The 14,272-nt window shown below is 68.3% G+C and carries 13 protein-coding genes; 10 read left to right on the top strand and 3 right to left on the bottom strand.

Going from position 1 to position 14,272, the window contains the following annotated elements; translation table 11 throughout:
* Positions 1-119: 119 nt before the first annotated feature.
* Genes FBY33_RS17450 through FBY33_RS17440 form a run of 3 tightly spaced genes read left to right on the top strand, consistent with a single transcriptional unit; the run spans position 120 to position 3,959 of the window.
* Positions 120-1,796, top strand: a complete 1,677-nt coding sequence (locus FBY33_RS17450) for a hypothetical protein (RefSeq protein WP_142033008.1) — start codon at positions 120-122, stop codon at positions 1,794-1,796.
* A 52-nt stretch (positions 1,797-1,848) separates the two neighbouring features.
* On the top strand, positions 1,849-2,862 hold the full coding sequence (locus FBY33_RS17445; protein WP_142031617.1) for a tetratricopeptide repeat protein: 1,014 nt from the start codon (positions 1,849-1,851) through the stop codon (positions 2,860-2,862).
* The gene (locus tag FBY33_RS17440) at positions 2,862-3,959 is read left to right on the top strand and encodes an NADH:flavin oxidoreductase/NADH oxidase (RefSeq protein WP_142031616.1); all 1,098 of its coding nucleotides are present in this window, start codon (positions 2,862-2,864) and stop codon (positions 3,957-3,959) included. The genes FBY33_RS17445 and FBY33_RS17440 overlap by 1 nt, the downstream gene beginning before the upstream one ends.
* A gap of 34 nt (positions 3,960-3,993) precedes the next feature.
* Here the strand turns inward: FBY33_RS17440 and FBY33_RS17435 are convergent, their stop codons facing one another.
* Positions 3,994-5,868 carry a Na+/H+ antiporter gene (locus tag FBY33_RS17435; RefSeq protein WP_142031615.1) on the bottom strand — a complete coding sequence of 625 codons (1,875 nt, stop codon included), beginning with the start codon at positions 5,866-5,868 and terminating at the stop codon, positions 3,994-3,996.
* A 51-nt stretch (positions 5,869-5,919) separates the two neighbouring features.
* Here FBY33_RS17435 and FBY33_RS17430 point away from each other — a divergent pair, with 51 nt between their 5' ends.
* From FBY33_RS17430 to FBY33_RS17410, 5 genes are all read left to right on the top strand, one after another.
* A complete protein-coding gene (locus tag FBY33_RS17430) occupies positions 5,920-6,714 on the top strand; it encodes an ABC transporter ATP-binding protein (RefSeq protein WP_142031614.1) in 795 nt (264 codons plus the stop codon).
* Entirely contained in the window at positions 6,696-8,267 is a 1,572-nt protein-coding gene (locus FBY33_RS17425; RefSeq protein ID WP_142031613.1) for a transporter, read from the top strand. The genes FBY33_RS17430 and FBY33_RS17425 overlap by 19 nt, the downstream gene beginning before the upstream one ends.
* Before the next feature lie 22 nt (positions 8,268-8,289).
* The gene (gene nagB, locus FBY33_RS17420) at positions 8,290-9,069 is read left to right on the top strand and encodes a glucosamine-6-phosphate deaminase (protein ID WP_142031612.1); all 780 of its coding nucleotides are present in this window, start codon (positions 8,290-8,292) and stop codon (positions 9,067-9,069) included.
* A 108-nt stretch (positions 9,070-9,177) separates the two neighbouring features.
* The gene (locus FBY33_RS17415; RefSeq protein WP_142031611.1) at positions 9,178-9,519 is read left to right on the top strand and encodes a DUF3039 domain-containing protein; all 342 of its coding nucleotides are present in this window, start codon (positions 9,178-9,180) and stop codon (positions 9,517-9,519) included.
* Positions 9,519-11,300 (top strand): DEAD/DEAH box helicase, encoded by a 1,782-nt coding sequence (locus tag FBY33_RS17410; protein WP_142031610.1) that lies wholly within the window; start codon positions 9,519-9,521, stop codon positions 11,298-11,300. Before FBY33_RS17415 ends, FBY33_RS17410 begins: the two co-directional genes overlap by 1 nt.
* 4 nt (positions 11,301-11,304) lie before the next feature.
* Here the strand turns inward: FBY33_RS17410 and FBY33_RS17405 are convergent, their stop codons facing one another.
* Together FBY33_RS17405 and FBY33_RS17400 are read right to left on the bottom strand one after the other, a co-directional pair.
* Entirely contained in the window at positions 11,305-11,937 is a 633-nt protein-coding gene (locus tag FBY33_RS17405) for an isochorismatase family protein (protein WP_142031609.1), read from the bottom strand.
* A gap of 10 nt (positions 11,938-11,947) precedes the next feature.
* On the bottom strand, positions 11,948-13,276 hold the full coding sequence (locus FBY33_RS17400; protein ID WP_142031608.1) for a nicotinate phosphoribosyltransferase: 1,329 nt from the start codon (positions 13,274-13,276) through the stop codon (positions 11,948-11,950).
* 38 nt (positions 13,277-13,314) lie between these two features.
* On the opposite strand from FBY33_RS17400, the gene clpS reads away from it, so the two are divergent.
* Positions 13,315-13,698 carry an ATP-dependent Clp protease adapter ClpS gene (gene clpS, locus FBY33_RS17395; RefSeq protein WP_056335145.1) on the top strand — a complete coding sequence of 128 codons (384 nt, stop codon included), beginning with the start codon at positions 13,315-13,317 and terminating at the stop codon, positions 13,696-13,698.
* Positions 13,691-14,257: a DUF2017 domain-containing protein gene (locus FBY33_RS17390; RefSeq protein ID WP_142031607.1), complete on the top strand. Its 567-nt coding sequence runs from the start codon at positions 13,691-13,693 to the stop codon at positions 14,255-14,257. The genes clpS and FBY33_RS17390 overlap by 8 nt, the downstream gene beginning before the upstream one ends.
* Positions 14,258-14,272: the final 15 nt, after the last annotated feature.

The raw sequence follows: 14,272 nt of genomic DNA, 5'->3' as shown, positions 1-14,272 counted from the left end.
CCAACGGAAGGGGCGGACCAGGCAAAAAGGGGCCAGTGGTAACAAAAAGGTTACTATTGAAGGCAAACCCCCGCTGATGATAGGTGTTTCCCTTGCGTTTAAAGACTGCAGCCGCACTTGTGCTGCTCGGCCTCCTGACACTTTTGGCCGGTATCGGCCAGAGAACCATCTGGGCTCCATCCGAGACGTTCACCGCGTCCGTGCCGGCCGATTCCGCCGCCGCGCCGCTGACCGTCATCGACCAGAAGCTGCGTACCCTGCACGAAGGACCGGTCAAGATCACCGTCCAGGGCGACGGAAACTTCATGCTGGCCACCGGACGGCCTGATGACGTCAGCGCCTGGGTGGGCCAGACGGCCCACAACACCATCACGGGCGTGTCCGGGGATGAAAAATCCCTCGTGGTTGAGCACGCAGACGGCGAAGGCACCGCGCCCAACCCCGCCGGTTCAGATCTCTGGGTTTCCACCGAGAACGCCGGCGGCGAGCTCGACTACACCTGGACCCCGCCTGCGGACGGTGACTGGAGCCTGCTGCTCGCCTCCGACGGCACCAAGCCGGCTCCCGCCTCTGTCTCCATGACCTTCCCCAACGACACCTCCACCCCCTGGGCCGTTCCGCTGATGGTCCTGGGCAGCCTGCTGATCCTGGGCGGCATCGTCCTGGCGCTGCTCTCGGCCCGCCGGAAGGACGGCGAGGGCGGCGACAGCAGCTACGCCCGCCGCGCCCGTGAACGCAACGCCGCGCCGCAGGGCCAGGCCCCGCCGTCGTCCTCCTCTTCCAAGGCCACCATGGTGGCGGCCGGTGTGGTTGCAGCCCTGCTCGCCGGATCCGGCACCGCAGCCCAGGCGGCCACTCCCAGCCCGCAGCCGTCCGGGGGCGCCGCATCGCCGGCAGCCAAGGAGGCCGCGGGATCGCCTGTCCTCCTGGACGCCCAGTTCCGCCGGATCCTCGAACAGGTCTCCAGCGCCACCGACGCCGGTGATGCAGCCAAGGATGCGGCCAAGCTGTCGGACCGCGTGGCCGGACCCGAACTGGAAATCCGCACCCAGAACTACAAGATCCGCTCCCAGGTGGGCTCCTACGAGCCGCGGATGCCCGTGCGCTCCACCAAGCTGCTCACCACCGTGGTCACCAGCGGCCGCGACTGGCCCCGCTCGGTGCTGGCCGTGACCCAGGGCGAAGGGAACGTGGTTCCGCAGATCCTGACCCTGGTCCAGCAGTCACCGCGCGAAAACTACAAGCTGATGGAAACCACCCCCCTTCAGCCGGGCACCACCTTCCCGAACATCAGCCGGGGCGGTACCGAGACGCTCGCCGCATCGGACAAGACCGGGCTGCTCTACAGTGGCGAGGAAGCAATGTCCGGCCTGGCTGACAGGCTCACCTCAGCGGACTCGCCCTTCAAGGACAAGCTGGTCGAGGGCCAGTCCTCGCCGTACATCGCCGACACCCTGTCCTACCAGGCCGAGGTGGTCAAGGCAGGCGAGAACGGCAACTTCTCCTTCACCCACAAGGTGGTCCCCGAGAGCACCGTGGTGTTCCACACTTCCGACGGCGGGGCCCTGGTCCTGGGCCGGATCAACTTCGGTTTCGAAGGCACCCCCAAGGCGGCCGGTGACAAGCTGAGCATCGGCGACGACGCGGCAGCCCTGGCCGGCGGCAAGGAGACCAGCACGGGCATGGTCCTGAGCTTCGCCGAATCCATGGCGGTCTACGTCCCGCCCGCAGGATCCACGGATCCGATGAAGCTCGTCGCCGCCACCCGCGGCCTGGTCGGGGCCTCCTTCAAGTAGGCCCCTGGCTGTATTACCACCGGCAGCGGCCGGAGTGGCTAGAGTGGGAAACATGAGTTCGCCAGCTTCCCGCCCAGTCCCTCCTGCCGCTGCCAACCCGCTTAATCTGCGCGGCGCCGTCGACCTTTCCTCGCTGAAGCGCCCCGCATCACCCGCCGGTACTGCCGCCGCCTCCGGTACTACCGCCCCCTCCGGCCCTGCCGCAGGAGCGCCGCAGTCCCCGCAGCCGGGGGCCTCCGCCGGCGGCACCGAACTCACGGTCAACGTCACCGAGGCCAACTTCCAGCAGCTGGTGGAACTGTCCGCCCAGGTGCCGGTGGTGTTTGCCCTGTGGGCCCCCTACTCGCCCGAGTCCGGCAGGATGGTTGAGACCCTTGAGCGCGTGGTTGCCAGCTACGGCGGCCGGCTGGTCCTTGGCGCCGCGGACATCGAAGCCTTCCCGCAGCTTGCCCAGGCCTTCCAGGTGCAGGCCGTCCCCACCGCCGTCGCCGTCCTCAAGGGGCAGCCGGTGCCGCTCTTCCAGGGCGGGGCCGAGGAACAGCAGGTGCGCAGCCTCTTTGACGAACTCCTCAAGGTGGCTGCGGCGAACGGGGTCACCGGGAGCCTTGACGGCGGAGCGGGCGGAGAGCCGGAGCCCGCGCCGCTGCCGCCGCTGCACCAGGCCGCCTTCGACGCCATTGAGGCCGGCGACTACGCCGCTGCCGCCGAGGCGTACCGCCAGGCGCTGAAGGAGATGCCGTCGGACCACGAGGCCAAGGCCGGGCTGGCGCAGGTGGAGCTGATGGACCGGCTGCAGTCATTGTCGGCCCAGGACAGCGAGGCGCTGCGGGCGCGGGCCGCCGATGAGCCGGACAACCTGGCCGCGCAGCTTGGGGTGGCCGACCTGGACGTGGCCGGCGGGCACGTCGAGGATGCGCTGAACCGGCTGGTGGCGTTCATCGGCAGGAACTTCGGCCCGGAGCGGGAGACCGCGCGGCTGCGGCTGCTGGAGCTGTTCGACGTGGTCGGCGCCGGTGATGAGCGGGTGGCAAAGGCACGGCAGGCGCTTGCCCGGGTGCTGTTCTAGTGCCGGCCCTGTTCCAGCCGCTGACGCTGCGGTCCATGGAGTTGGAGCACCGCGGCTGGGTGTCGCCCATGTGCCAGTACAGCTGCGATCCCGACGACGCTCCGGGTGTGCCGAACGACTGGCACCTGGTGCACCTGGGCGGGTTTGCCACGGGCGGCGCGGCGATGATCCTCACCGAAGCCGCGGCAGTGAACGCCGCCGGCCGGATCAGTCCCCGCGATGCCGGCCTCTACAACGACGACCAGGCGGCGGCCTGGCAGCGGATCATTTCCTTTGTCCACCGGCACGGTGTAGCCGGAACGAAGATCGGCGTGCAGTTGGCCCACGCCGGGCGCAAAGCATCAACGTACTGGCCGTTTTCAGGCAAGCACGGCAGTGTTCCGGCGTCCGACGGCGGCTGGGACACCGTGGGCCCGTCCACCACGGCCTTCGAGGGCTATGCGGCGCCTGCCGCCATGACCGAGGAACAGATCCATGGTGTGATTGCCGATTTCGCCGCAGCCGCTGTCCGCGCCGTGGACGCAGGCTTTGACACCATGGAGATCCACGGGGCCCACGGCTACCTCCTGCACCAGTTCCAGAGCCCGTTGATCAACCAGCGCAGCGATGACTGGGGCGGCGATGAAGCCGGACGGAACCGGCTCATGCTGGCCGTGGTTGACGCGGTCCGTGCGGTGATCCCCGATTCCATGCCCCTGCTGCTCCGGATCTCGGCCACCGACTGGGCGCCGGGCGGCGTGGACCAGGCAGCGTCGGTCCGCCTGGCACGGGAGGCCGCCGCGCACGGCGTGGACCTGGTGGATGTCTCCAGCGGCGGGGCAGTGGCCAACCAGCAGATCAAGCCGGGCCTGGGCTATCAAACCGGATTCTCTGCCGCTATCCGCGGGGAGGCAGGAATTGCCACCGGCACCGTGGGCCTGGTGACCACCCCCGGTCAGGCGGAGCACGCCATCGCCACCGGGCAGGCAGACGGGGTCTTCATTGCCCGGGCGGCCCTGCGGGACCCCCACTGGTGGCTCCGCGCGGCATTCGACCTGGGCCATGACCTCGCCTGGCCGCCCCAATACGAGCGGGCCATCCCGCGCCGGGCCTTCTGACCGCGGCGTCCCGGGCTGCCGGTTCATGATGCCGTCAGCCCAGCAGGTCATCCACATAGCACCAGCGCCACTCTTCGCCGGGTTCGATGCTGCGCATGACCGGGTGACCGGACTCCTTGAAGTGGCGGCTGGCGTGCCGGCCCACGGAGGAGTCGCAGCAGGCGACGTTTCCGCACCCCAGGCACATGCGCAGGTGCACCGGCGTGGTTCCCTCCCGCTCGCACGCGGCACAGGACGGATTGGCGGGGGCAGGCGATGGCATGGTGGCCGTCAGGTGGTCGCATATGCCGCCGGGCTGGGACAACCCTTCGCCGCCGCCTTCAGCGGCAGCGCCCAGTTCGTTGAGGGAAGCATCCAGCATGGACTCCTCCACATCCAGCCGTTCCAGGACTTCGCTGAGGACTTCATGGGCAAAATCCCCGCCGCGCCGCAGCTCCAGCACCTTGTCCCGTTCGGCCTCCAGCATGGCCATCCGCAGCTGCGCGTACCGCTGGCTGGGGGTGGCCGCCTCTGCCGCGGACCTGCCCAGTCGTTCCCAGGCCGCAAGTCCCCGCTCCTGGGTGCGCCGCCGCAGCATGTCCATGACCTCCGGCGGGTCGCTGTCGCGCCGCAGCTGCTCCAGCCGATTCATCCCCGCGGCGGTGGCCAGCTGCATCAGTGAGGCCTGGTTCAGCGCGTCCTCCCGCCTGTCCGGCCCCGGCAGCCCCAGGGCCCGGACCAGGGGTGGCAGCGTGAATCCCTGCAGCACCAGGGTGCCGGCCACCACCACCATGGCGGCCAGGACCAGCACGTTGCGGTGCTCCAGGTCATCCGGCAGCGTCAAGACGGCGGCAAGGGTGACCACCCCGCGCATGCCCGCCCAGGACACGATGGCGGGAAACTGCCAGGGCGGCGCAGGGTCTGCCCGCTGCACGGAAGGAACCAGGCGGGGCAGGTACGTGGCCGGAAAGACCCAGACGGGGCGCAGCACCAGCACCGCCAGCAGGATCACGGCGCAGCCGAGCCACACCCGGCCGGCGCCCAGCGAATCGTCCTGGACGCTGTCAATGATGCTTCGAACCTGCAGGCCGATCAGGAGGAACACGGCGTTCTCCAGCAGAAACTGGACAGTGTCCCAGTTGCTCCGGGCGCTTTGCCGCGCGGCACCGTTGGGCATGGAGGGCGCCTTGGTGCCCATCACGAGGCCGGTCACGACGACGGCGAGCACGCCGGACGCGTGAATCGCCTCGGCGGGCAGGAACGCAACGAACGGTGCCATCAGCGATGTTGAGGTGTTGATGGCTACGTTGCTGATCCGTTTCCTGATTTCGGTGAGGAGGTAAGCGGCGGCGAGGCCCACCGCCAGGCCCCCGCCGGCCGCCACCACAAAGCCGCCGGCCACATCCAGTACCGAGACGGAGCCGGCGATGGCCGCCAGGGCGGCGCGCAGGCACACCAGCGCCGTGGCGTCGTTGACCAGTGATTCGCCTTCCAGGATGTTGACGATCCGGCGCGGCATTCCCACCTTCCGCGCGATGGCCGTGGCGGCGACGGCGTCCGGAGGCGCCACCACTGCGCCAAGGGCAATGGCGGCCGCCAGCGGGATTTCGGGGAAGAGCCACCACACCACGAGCCCGACTCCCAGGGTGCCGAAGATGACGTAGCCCACGGACAACAGGCCGATGGACCGGCGGTTGGTCTTGAAGTCGAACAGCGAGGTGCGGAACGCGGCCGCGTAGAGCAGCGGCGGCAGCAGGCCCACCAGCACCAGTTCGGGGTTCAGCTCCACCGGCGGAATGAACGGCAGGAACGATCCCGCCACCCCCGCCAGGACCAGCAGCAGCGGAACCGGGATGTTGAACCTGCGGCCCACGGCGCTGCCGGCACACACCACAGCAACGATCACCAGCAGGCCCAACGCAATGTCCATGGAGTTAGTCTCCCACCCCCGCCCGGACCGGTCCCCGGCTAGGCTGGCCTCATGACTGCTCCGATACCTGACCAGGCGTCGAATACCGGGCCCGTGGCGGCCCTTTCCATCCGCGGGCTCGCCAAACGGTTCGGCGGGAAAATCGCGGTGGACGGCATCAGCCTGGAGGTCCCCGCGGGTTCGTTTTTCGGAATCGTGGGCCCGAACGGTGCGGGCAAGACCACCACGCTGTCCATGGCCACCGGCCTCCTGCGCCCCGACTTCGGAACGGCGGTGGTGCACGGGGTGGATGTCTGGCAGCACCCGCTCGAAGCCAAGCGGCTGATGGGGATCCTGCCGGACGGCGTCCGGCTCTTCGACCGGCTCACAGGAGAACAGCTGATTACGTATGCCGGGCTGCTGCGCGGCATGGACAAGGCCGTGGTGGCTGCCCGGGTGGGGGAGCTGCTGGCAGCCATGGACCTGACGCAGGACGCCGGCACGCTGGTGGTGGACTATTCGGCCGGCATGACCAAGAAGATCGCCCTGGCCTCCGCCCTGATCCACGCCCCGCGGCTCCTGGTCCTGGATGAGCCCTTCGAAGCGGTGGATCCTGTGTCGGCCGCGAACATCCGCTCCATCCTGGACCGGTACGTGGCCTCCGGCGGGACCGTCATCGTGTCCAGCCACGTGATGGACCTGGTCCAGCGCATGTGCGACCACGTTGCCGTGGTGGCCCGTGGCCGGCTGCTGGCGGCGGGGACCGTGGACGAGGTACGCGCCGGCGCCTCCCTTGAGGACCGCTTCGTGCAGCTGGTCGGCGGCCACAGCCACACGGAAGGGCTGGAATGGTTGCGCACCTTCTGAGGCTCAAGCTCACGCTGCTGCGCAACGGGCTGCGCCGCAGCCCCTGGCAGCTGGTGGGCATGGCCATCGCAGGGCTCTATGCGCTGGGGGTGGTGGCGACACTGATCATCGCCCTGGTCCTGCTGCGCAACGCAAACCCCGTGACTGCACACACCGCAGTTGTCCTCGGCGGCTCCGCCGCTGTGCTTGGCTGGGGCGTCATACCGGTGGTGGCATCCGCCACGGACATGACCCTTGATCCGGCGCGCTTCACCACCTTTGCGGTTCCCATGAAGCAGCTGCTCGCCGGCCTGGCCCTTGGCGGGTTGATCGGCATCCCGGGCCTGGCCACCGCGCTCGTGGCCCTGTCCACGGTGGTGACCTGGTCCCGCGGAGTGCTTCCCGCGCTCGCAGCCCTCCTGGGGGCAGCCCTGGGCGTGATGACCTGCGTCGTACTGGCCAAGGTGGTCACCACCGCAACGGCAAGCCTGGCTGCTTCCCGGCGGTTCAAGGACATCAGCGCCATCGCGTTCATGGTGCCCCTGGTCCTGCTGGGACCCATCGTGGCAGGGGTTGGCCGCGGCATCAGCGCGTCCACCGGGTTCCTGCCCGGGTTCGCCCGGACGCTGTCCTGGACCCCGCTCGGAGCACCGTGGGCGCTTGGCGGGGACATCGCTTCCGGCCGGCCCGGGCAGGCCGCTGCCAAGCTGCTGGTGTCCGTGGCGGTCCTCGGCACCCTGGCCTGGTGCTGGAAGCTGCTGCTCGAGCGCGCGCTGGTCACCCCGCCATTCGCCGGTGCCGGCAAGCGCAGGGGCCGCCGCCTGGGTCTGTTCGGCGTGCTGCCGGCCACCCCCGCCGGCGCCGTGATGGCCAGGTCGCTCACCTACTGGCTTCGGGACCCGCGGTATTCAGGTTCGCTGGTGGTAATCCCACTGCTTCCGGTGGTGCTGGCGTTCCAGGGTGCCCAGACCGGGAGCTATGGCAGCCTTGCCTTCCTCGCCCCGGTGGCGGCCTTTATCCTGGCCTGGTCCATCTCCGCGGACGTCTCCTATGACAACACCGCCTTTGCGCTGCACCTGGCCATCGGGGTCCGCGGGGTAGCGGACCGGCTTGGCCGGGCCCTGGCGTGCCTGACCTTCGCCCTGCCGGTGGTGCTGGCGTTCTCCATGGGGTACGCGGCATTCACCCACAACTGGGCCGCGCTGCCGGGCCAGCTGGGGTTCAGCCTGGGAATCCTCTTCACGGGCCTCGGGCTGTCCTCGGTGGTCTCGGCCCGGTACACGGTAACGGTCCCGCTCCCTGGCGACAGCCCGTTCAAAAAGCCTCCGGGCAACGTGGGGCAGACCCTGGCCGTGCAGTTCGTGGGGATGCTGGTCCTGATGGTCCTGGTCCTGCCCGAGGCCGCGCTGCTGGTTGCCCAGGCTGTCACGGGGAACGTCCTGTTCGGCTGGCTCAACCTGGCCGCAGGAACAATCGTTGGCCTGGTCCTCTTCCTGGCCGGTGTCCGCCTTGGCGGCAAGTGGCTCGAGGCTCGGGGGCCCGAGCTTCTGGCGCAGGTAACCGTCAACCGCTGACAAGCGACCGGAAAGGAACAATATGGAAATCGTCATCCTTGGCGGCAGCAGGCAGATCGGAAAGCTCGCAGCCGACGCCATTGAACAGCTGGTCCGGCGCAAGCCGGCCGCCGTCCTTGGCCTGGCCACCGGGTCCTCGCCGCTGCCCGTCTACGACGAACTGGCCGCCCGGCACGAACAGGGGCTGGACTTCAGCCGTGCCTCCGGATTCGCGCTGGACGAATACGTGGGCCTGCCGGCAGGCCATCCCGAGTCCTACCGCGAGGTGGTGCGCCGTGAATTCACCAACCGGGTGAACATCGCGCCGGAGAACGTCCATGGCCCCGACGGAACCGCTACCGACATCCCCGCAGCCTGCGCCGCGTACGAACAGGCCATCGCCGAGGCAGGCGGCGTGGACCTGCAGTTGCTGGGCGTGGGCACCGACGGCCACATCGGCTTCAATGAACCAGGCTCTTCCTTCGCATCCCGGACCAGGATCAAGAGCCTGATCGAGCAGACCCGCAGGGACAACGCCAGGTTCTTCAACAGCCTCGCAGAGGTGCCGCACCACGTCATCACCCAGGGGCTGGGCACCATCATGGCCGCCAGGCATGTGATCCTGCTGGCAACGGGGGCGCAAAAGGCCCAGGCTGTCCGCGACTTCGTCGAAGGGCCGGTGGCAGCCATCTGCCCCGCGTCGGTGCTGCAGTTCCATCCGCACGCCACCGTCCTGCTGGACGAGGCCGCCGCTTCCGCCCTGAAACTGGCGGATTTCTACCGCCACACCTACGAGAACAAGCCGGCCTGGCAGGGGCTTTAGATGCCTTACCGGCGCTGCCGCCGACCATGAAAAAGTACGACGGCGGCCGGCGCCGGACCCCGCCGCGGGCGTGCCGCCGTCGAACGCCCGGACCGTGGAACGGCTAAGATGAATGCCATGACTAGCATGACGGACCCTCTCGACAACGACCCGATGCGCGAGCTTTCCGGGGCTGGATCGTCCACGGCCACCATTGAGCGCGAGGAACTGCGCCAGGAAGTGGAACCCGGGGACCGGGAGCGCTTTTCGCACTATGTGCGGAAGGAAAAAATCATGGAGTCCGCGCTGACAGGGGAGCCCGTCATCGCCCTCTGCGGCAAGGTCTGGACGCCGGGCCGGGACCCGCAGAAGTTCCCGGTTTGCCCCATGTGCAAGGAGGTCTACGAAGGCCTCCGGCCGGGCAACGACGGCGGCAAGGGTCCCGGAGGGGACTCGGGCAGCAACAAGTAGTGACGGAGACGCTCTTTGGCGGCCCCACCCTGCCTCCGGCCTATCCGGAACGCGCAGCCTGGGGAACCGCCCCGAAACTCCGTGCCTGGCAGCAGGAAGCCCTTGACCTTTACCTGAAGGACAGTCCCCGGGACTTCCTTGCGGTGGCAACCCCGGGTGCAGGCAAGACCACCTTCGCGCTGCGGATCGCCTCCACACTCATCGACTCCGGTGCTGTGAACCGGGTGACCATCGTGGCGCCCACTGACCACCTGAAGCGCCAGTGGGCGGATGCTGCCGCCAAAGTGGGGATCGCCATCGACCCCAACTTCAAGAACTCCGACGGCCAGCACGGCCGCGGCTTCATCGGCGTCGCCGTCACCTATGCCCAGGTGGCCAGCAAGCCTCTGCTGCACCGGGCCAAGACTGAAGCGGCCCGGACCCTGGTGATCCTGGACGAAATCCACCACGGCGGCGAAGCCCTGTCCTGGGGCGACGGCCTGCGCGAGGCGTTTGATCCCGCCGTGCGCCGGCTGTCCCTGACCGGTACGCCATTCCGCTCCGACACCTCGCCCATCCCGTTCGTCGAATACGCGGAGGACCGGGACGGCATCCGGCGCTCCAAGGCCGACTACACCTACGGCTACGGCAACGCCCTCCGCGACCATGTGGTCCGGCCCGTGATGTTCATGGCCTACTCCGGCCAGATGCGCTGGCGCACCAGCGCGGGCGAGGAAATGGCGGCGTCCCTCGGTGAGGCAGCGGTGACCAAGGACATCACCAGCCATGCCTGGCGGACGGCGCTGAACCCGGCGGGGGAGTGGATCCCCGCGGTCCTGGCCGGTGCGGATAAAAGGCTCAGCGAAGTCCGGCGCACCGTCCCGGACGCCGGCGGCCTGGTCATCGCCACCGACCACGAGGACGCACGTGCCTACGCCGGGCAGCTGAAGAGGATTACCGGCGAATCGCCAACCGTCATCCTGTCCGACGACGCCAAGGCCTCGAGCAAGATCGAGGAATTTTCCGCCGGCGAGAAACGCTGGATGGTGGCCGTGCGCATGGTGTCCGAAGGCGTGGACGTGCCCCGGCTCTCGGTCGGCGTCTACGCCACCTCAACCTCCACGCCGCTGTTCTTCGCCCAGGCTGTGGGCCGCTTCGTGCGTGCCCGCAAAAGGGGAGAGACGGCGTCGGTCTTCCTGCCCTCGGTACCGCAGCTGATGGCGCTGGCCAACTCCATGGAAATGGAACGCGACCACGCCCTGGACCGGCCGGAGAAGGAGGACGGGGACGGGCTGTTCAATCCCGAAGACTCGCTCATGGAGGAGGCCAACCGTGAGGAAAAGGCCTCCGACAGCCTGACCAAGGGCAAGTTCGAGGCACTGGACTCCCAGGCCTCCTTTGACCGGGTCTTGTTTGACGGCGGCGAGTTCGGCACGGGCGGCGAAGTGGGGTCCGACGACGAGCTGGACTTCCTGGGCATCCCCGGCCTGCTGGACGCGGAGCAGGTGGGGACACTGCTGCGCCAGCGCCAGCACGAGCAGCTGAACCGGAAGAACCGGAAAGCGCCGGCGGCCGCCGAAAGCCAGGTCCCGGCCGTTCCCGACCACCGGATGCTTATGGACCTGCGCAACGAACTGGCCAAGAACGTCGCTGCCTGGGCTGCCCGGACCGGGACACCCCACGGCGTGGTGCACACCAAGCTGCGCACGGTCTGCGGCGGGCCTCCCGTGGCGCAGGCCAACGAGGAACAGCTGAAGTCGCGGCTGCGCAAGCTCCAGGACTGGTTCGTGGGCCGCAAGTAGCGGCTCAGGCGATGTCGGCGCCGCCCAGTTCCAGCTCGGCCACCGTGTCTTCGAGGTCCTCGGCGATGCCGGCGGTCAGCGACCGTACCACCGTGACGCCGTAGCCGGCCTGGACGGCGTCGAGCGCAGTGGCCTTCACGCAGTAGTCGGTGGCGATGCCCACCACCACCACGTCCTCCACGTCGTGGCTCTGCAGCCAGTCATCAAGGCCGATGGCGTCTTCATCGGGCTCCAGCGACTCCCTGGCGCCGGCCAGGCCGCCGGCCTGCCGTTCCCCGGTGGGAACGGCGTCCTCCGGGGCCAGCAGTCCCTCGAAGCCTGAGTAGGCGGCAGCGAACTGGCCTTTCCGGAAGTAGGCATCGATGTACTCGGTGTCCAGATCCGGATGGAGATCGGCTCCGCGGGTGCCGGCCACGCAGTGCGGCGGCCAGCTCTCCCTGAAATCAGGGGTGTCCGAGAAGTGGCTGCCGGGGTCCACATGCCAGTCCTGGGTGGCAACCACAAAGTCGTATTCGCCGTTGTGGGCATCCAGGTACTCGCTGATGGCACCTGCCACGGCCGCGCCGCCGGGAACGGCGAGCGAGCCGCCCTCGCAGAAATCGTTCTGCACGTCCACGATGATCAAAGCGCGGGACATCAGTGCTCCTTCAGTTTTCCTCATAGACAGTGGGGATGGCGGCCTCGCCCCGCTGCAGGCGGTTGACCACGGACGGCAGCTCGGCCATGGAGTCGGCGTGGCGCTGCCGTGCGCGGAGCACGCCGTCGTATCCGGTCCAGCCAGGCAGCAGTTCGCCGTTCTTCATGAACTGCTGCAGCAACGCACGGTCATTGCCATCGTCTTCGGGCCGGTGGCCCACGCCCACTATCTCCGCGGTGGCGGTGCCGCGTTCGTCCAGCTTCCGCAGCGCGTATTTGCGCCCGCCCACGCTGGCCTTGTTCTTGGCCGCCTTGGCCACGGACACGAAGTTGCCGTCATCGCCGGCGCGGCTGACCAGCTTGTAGACCATGCTGGCGGTGGGAGCTCCGGAGCCGGTCACCAGCGACGTCCCCACGCCGTAGGAATCCACCGGCGCCGACTGCAGGGCGGCGATGGCGTATTCGTCCAGGTCCGAGGTGACCACGATCTTGGTGTGTTCGTTGCCGAGGTCGTCCAGAAGCCTGCGCACCCACTGCGCCTGGGCCACCAGGTCGCCGGAGTCCAGCCGGACGGCGCCCAGGCGGGGTCCTGCCAGGTCCACTGCCGTGCGGACTGCCTTTTCGACGTCGTACGTATCCACCAGCAGCGACGTTCCCTCTCCCAGCGAGGCAATCTGGGCCTCGAAGGCCTCCCGCTCGGTGTCGTGCAGCAGCGTGAACGAGTGGGCTGCGGTGCCCACGGTCTTCACGCCGTAGCGGATGCCTGCCTCAAGGTTTGACGTGCTGTCAAAACCGGCAATGATGGCCGCGCGGGCCGATGCCGTGGCGGCTTCCTCATGGGTGCGCCGCGAGCCCATCTCGATGCAGGGCCTCCCACCGGCGGCACTGACCATCCGGGAAGCGGCGGAGGCAATGGCGGTGTCGTGGTTAAGCACGGACAGCAGGTAGGTCTCCAGCATGCAGGCTTCGGCGAAGGAGGCCTCGACGATCAGGATGGGGGAGTTGGGGAAGTACGCCTCGCCCTCGGCATAGCCCCAGATGTCGCCCGAGAATTTGTAGTTGGCCAGGTACTCCAGCGTCTCCCGGTTGACCACCCGGGTCCGCTCCAGGAACTCCAGTTCGGCGTCGCCGAAGCGGAACTGCGCGATGCCTTCCAGGAGCCGTCCGGTTCCGGCCACGATGCCGTAGCGCCGGCCGTCGGGCAGCCGCCGCGCGAACGCCTCGAACACCGACCTGCGGTGCGCGGCCCCGGAATGGAGGGATGCCTGCAGCATGGTCAGCTCGTAGTGGTCGGTGTAAAAGGACGTGCGGGGATGGTCCCAGCCGGCTGAGGTGCTCACGAAAGTCACTCTAACGGGCATCCCCATAGAATGGACAGATGACCATAAGCGTTGCGCCCGGCCCTGATACACAGGAGGGCACCCGGACCGGCACGGCAGAGTCCACCGACTCCCTGACGGCACCGGACATCCCCTGGAACCTGGTGATCTGGAACGATCCCGTGAATCTGATGAGCTACGTCAGCTACGTGTTCCAAAGCTACTTTGGCTACTCCGAGACGAAAGCGAACAAATTGATGATGGAGGTCCACCGGAAGGGCCGCTCCATCGTCGCCTCGGGCAGCAAGGAGCAGGTGGAGCGCCACGCCGTGGCCATGCACGGGTTCGGCCTGTGGGCCACGGTGGAAAAGGCCAGCGGCGGCAACGGCGGCGCATCAGGCAAGTCCGGCGGTCCGCGCCAGGGTAAGGGAAAACGTGGCTAAGGCATTTAAATACGGGCTCAAAGGCATCACCGGCTACCTGGAACCGGCTGAACGGGACCTGCTGCGCAGCCTGATCGACGACGTCATCTCCATGCTTGAGCCCGAGGACCGCACCGGGCAGGACCCGCTGGCAGCGCTGATCGGCCTGGACATGGACGTGGCCGAACCCACGGACCGTGCGGTAAAGCGGCTGCTCCCCAACGTGGTGAAGGACGACGGCGGCGCGTCCCTCGAGTTCCGCCAGCTCACCGAGCGAACGCTTCGGGAAACAAAGATCGGGGCCCTGCGCGCCGCGGCCCTGGACCTGGACAAGGACGAGATCGTCCTGACGCCCGAGGGGGCGCAGCACTGGTCCATGGCGCTGAACGATGTCCGGCTGGTCCTCGCAGAGCGGCTGGACATCCGGGACGAGGCAGATGCCGAGCACGTCCACCGCATGCAGGACTGGTCCCAGGCCGAGGACGTGGAGAGCTACCTGGCGCTCGTATACAACTTCACTACCTGGCTTCAGGAGTCACTGGTCCAGGCCATGCTGCAGTCCATGGAATCCCCCCGGTGAGCCACGGCGGCCAGG

Origin of the sequence: Arthrobacter sp. SLBN-112 (assembly GCF_006715225.1) — a bacterium.
In the GTDB taxonomy this organism is placed as follows: Bacteria; Actinomycetota; Actinomycetes; order Actinomycetales; family Micrococcaceae; genus Arthrobacter.
This window is presented reverse-complemented; position numbering and strand designations above follow the sequence as displayed.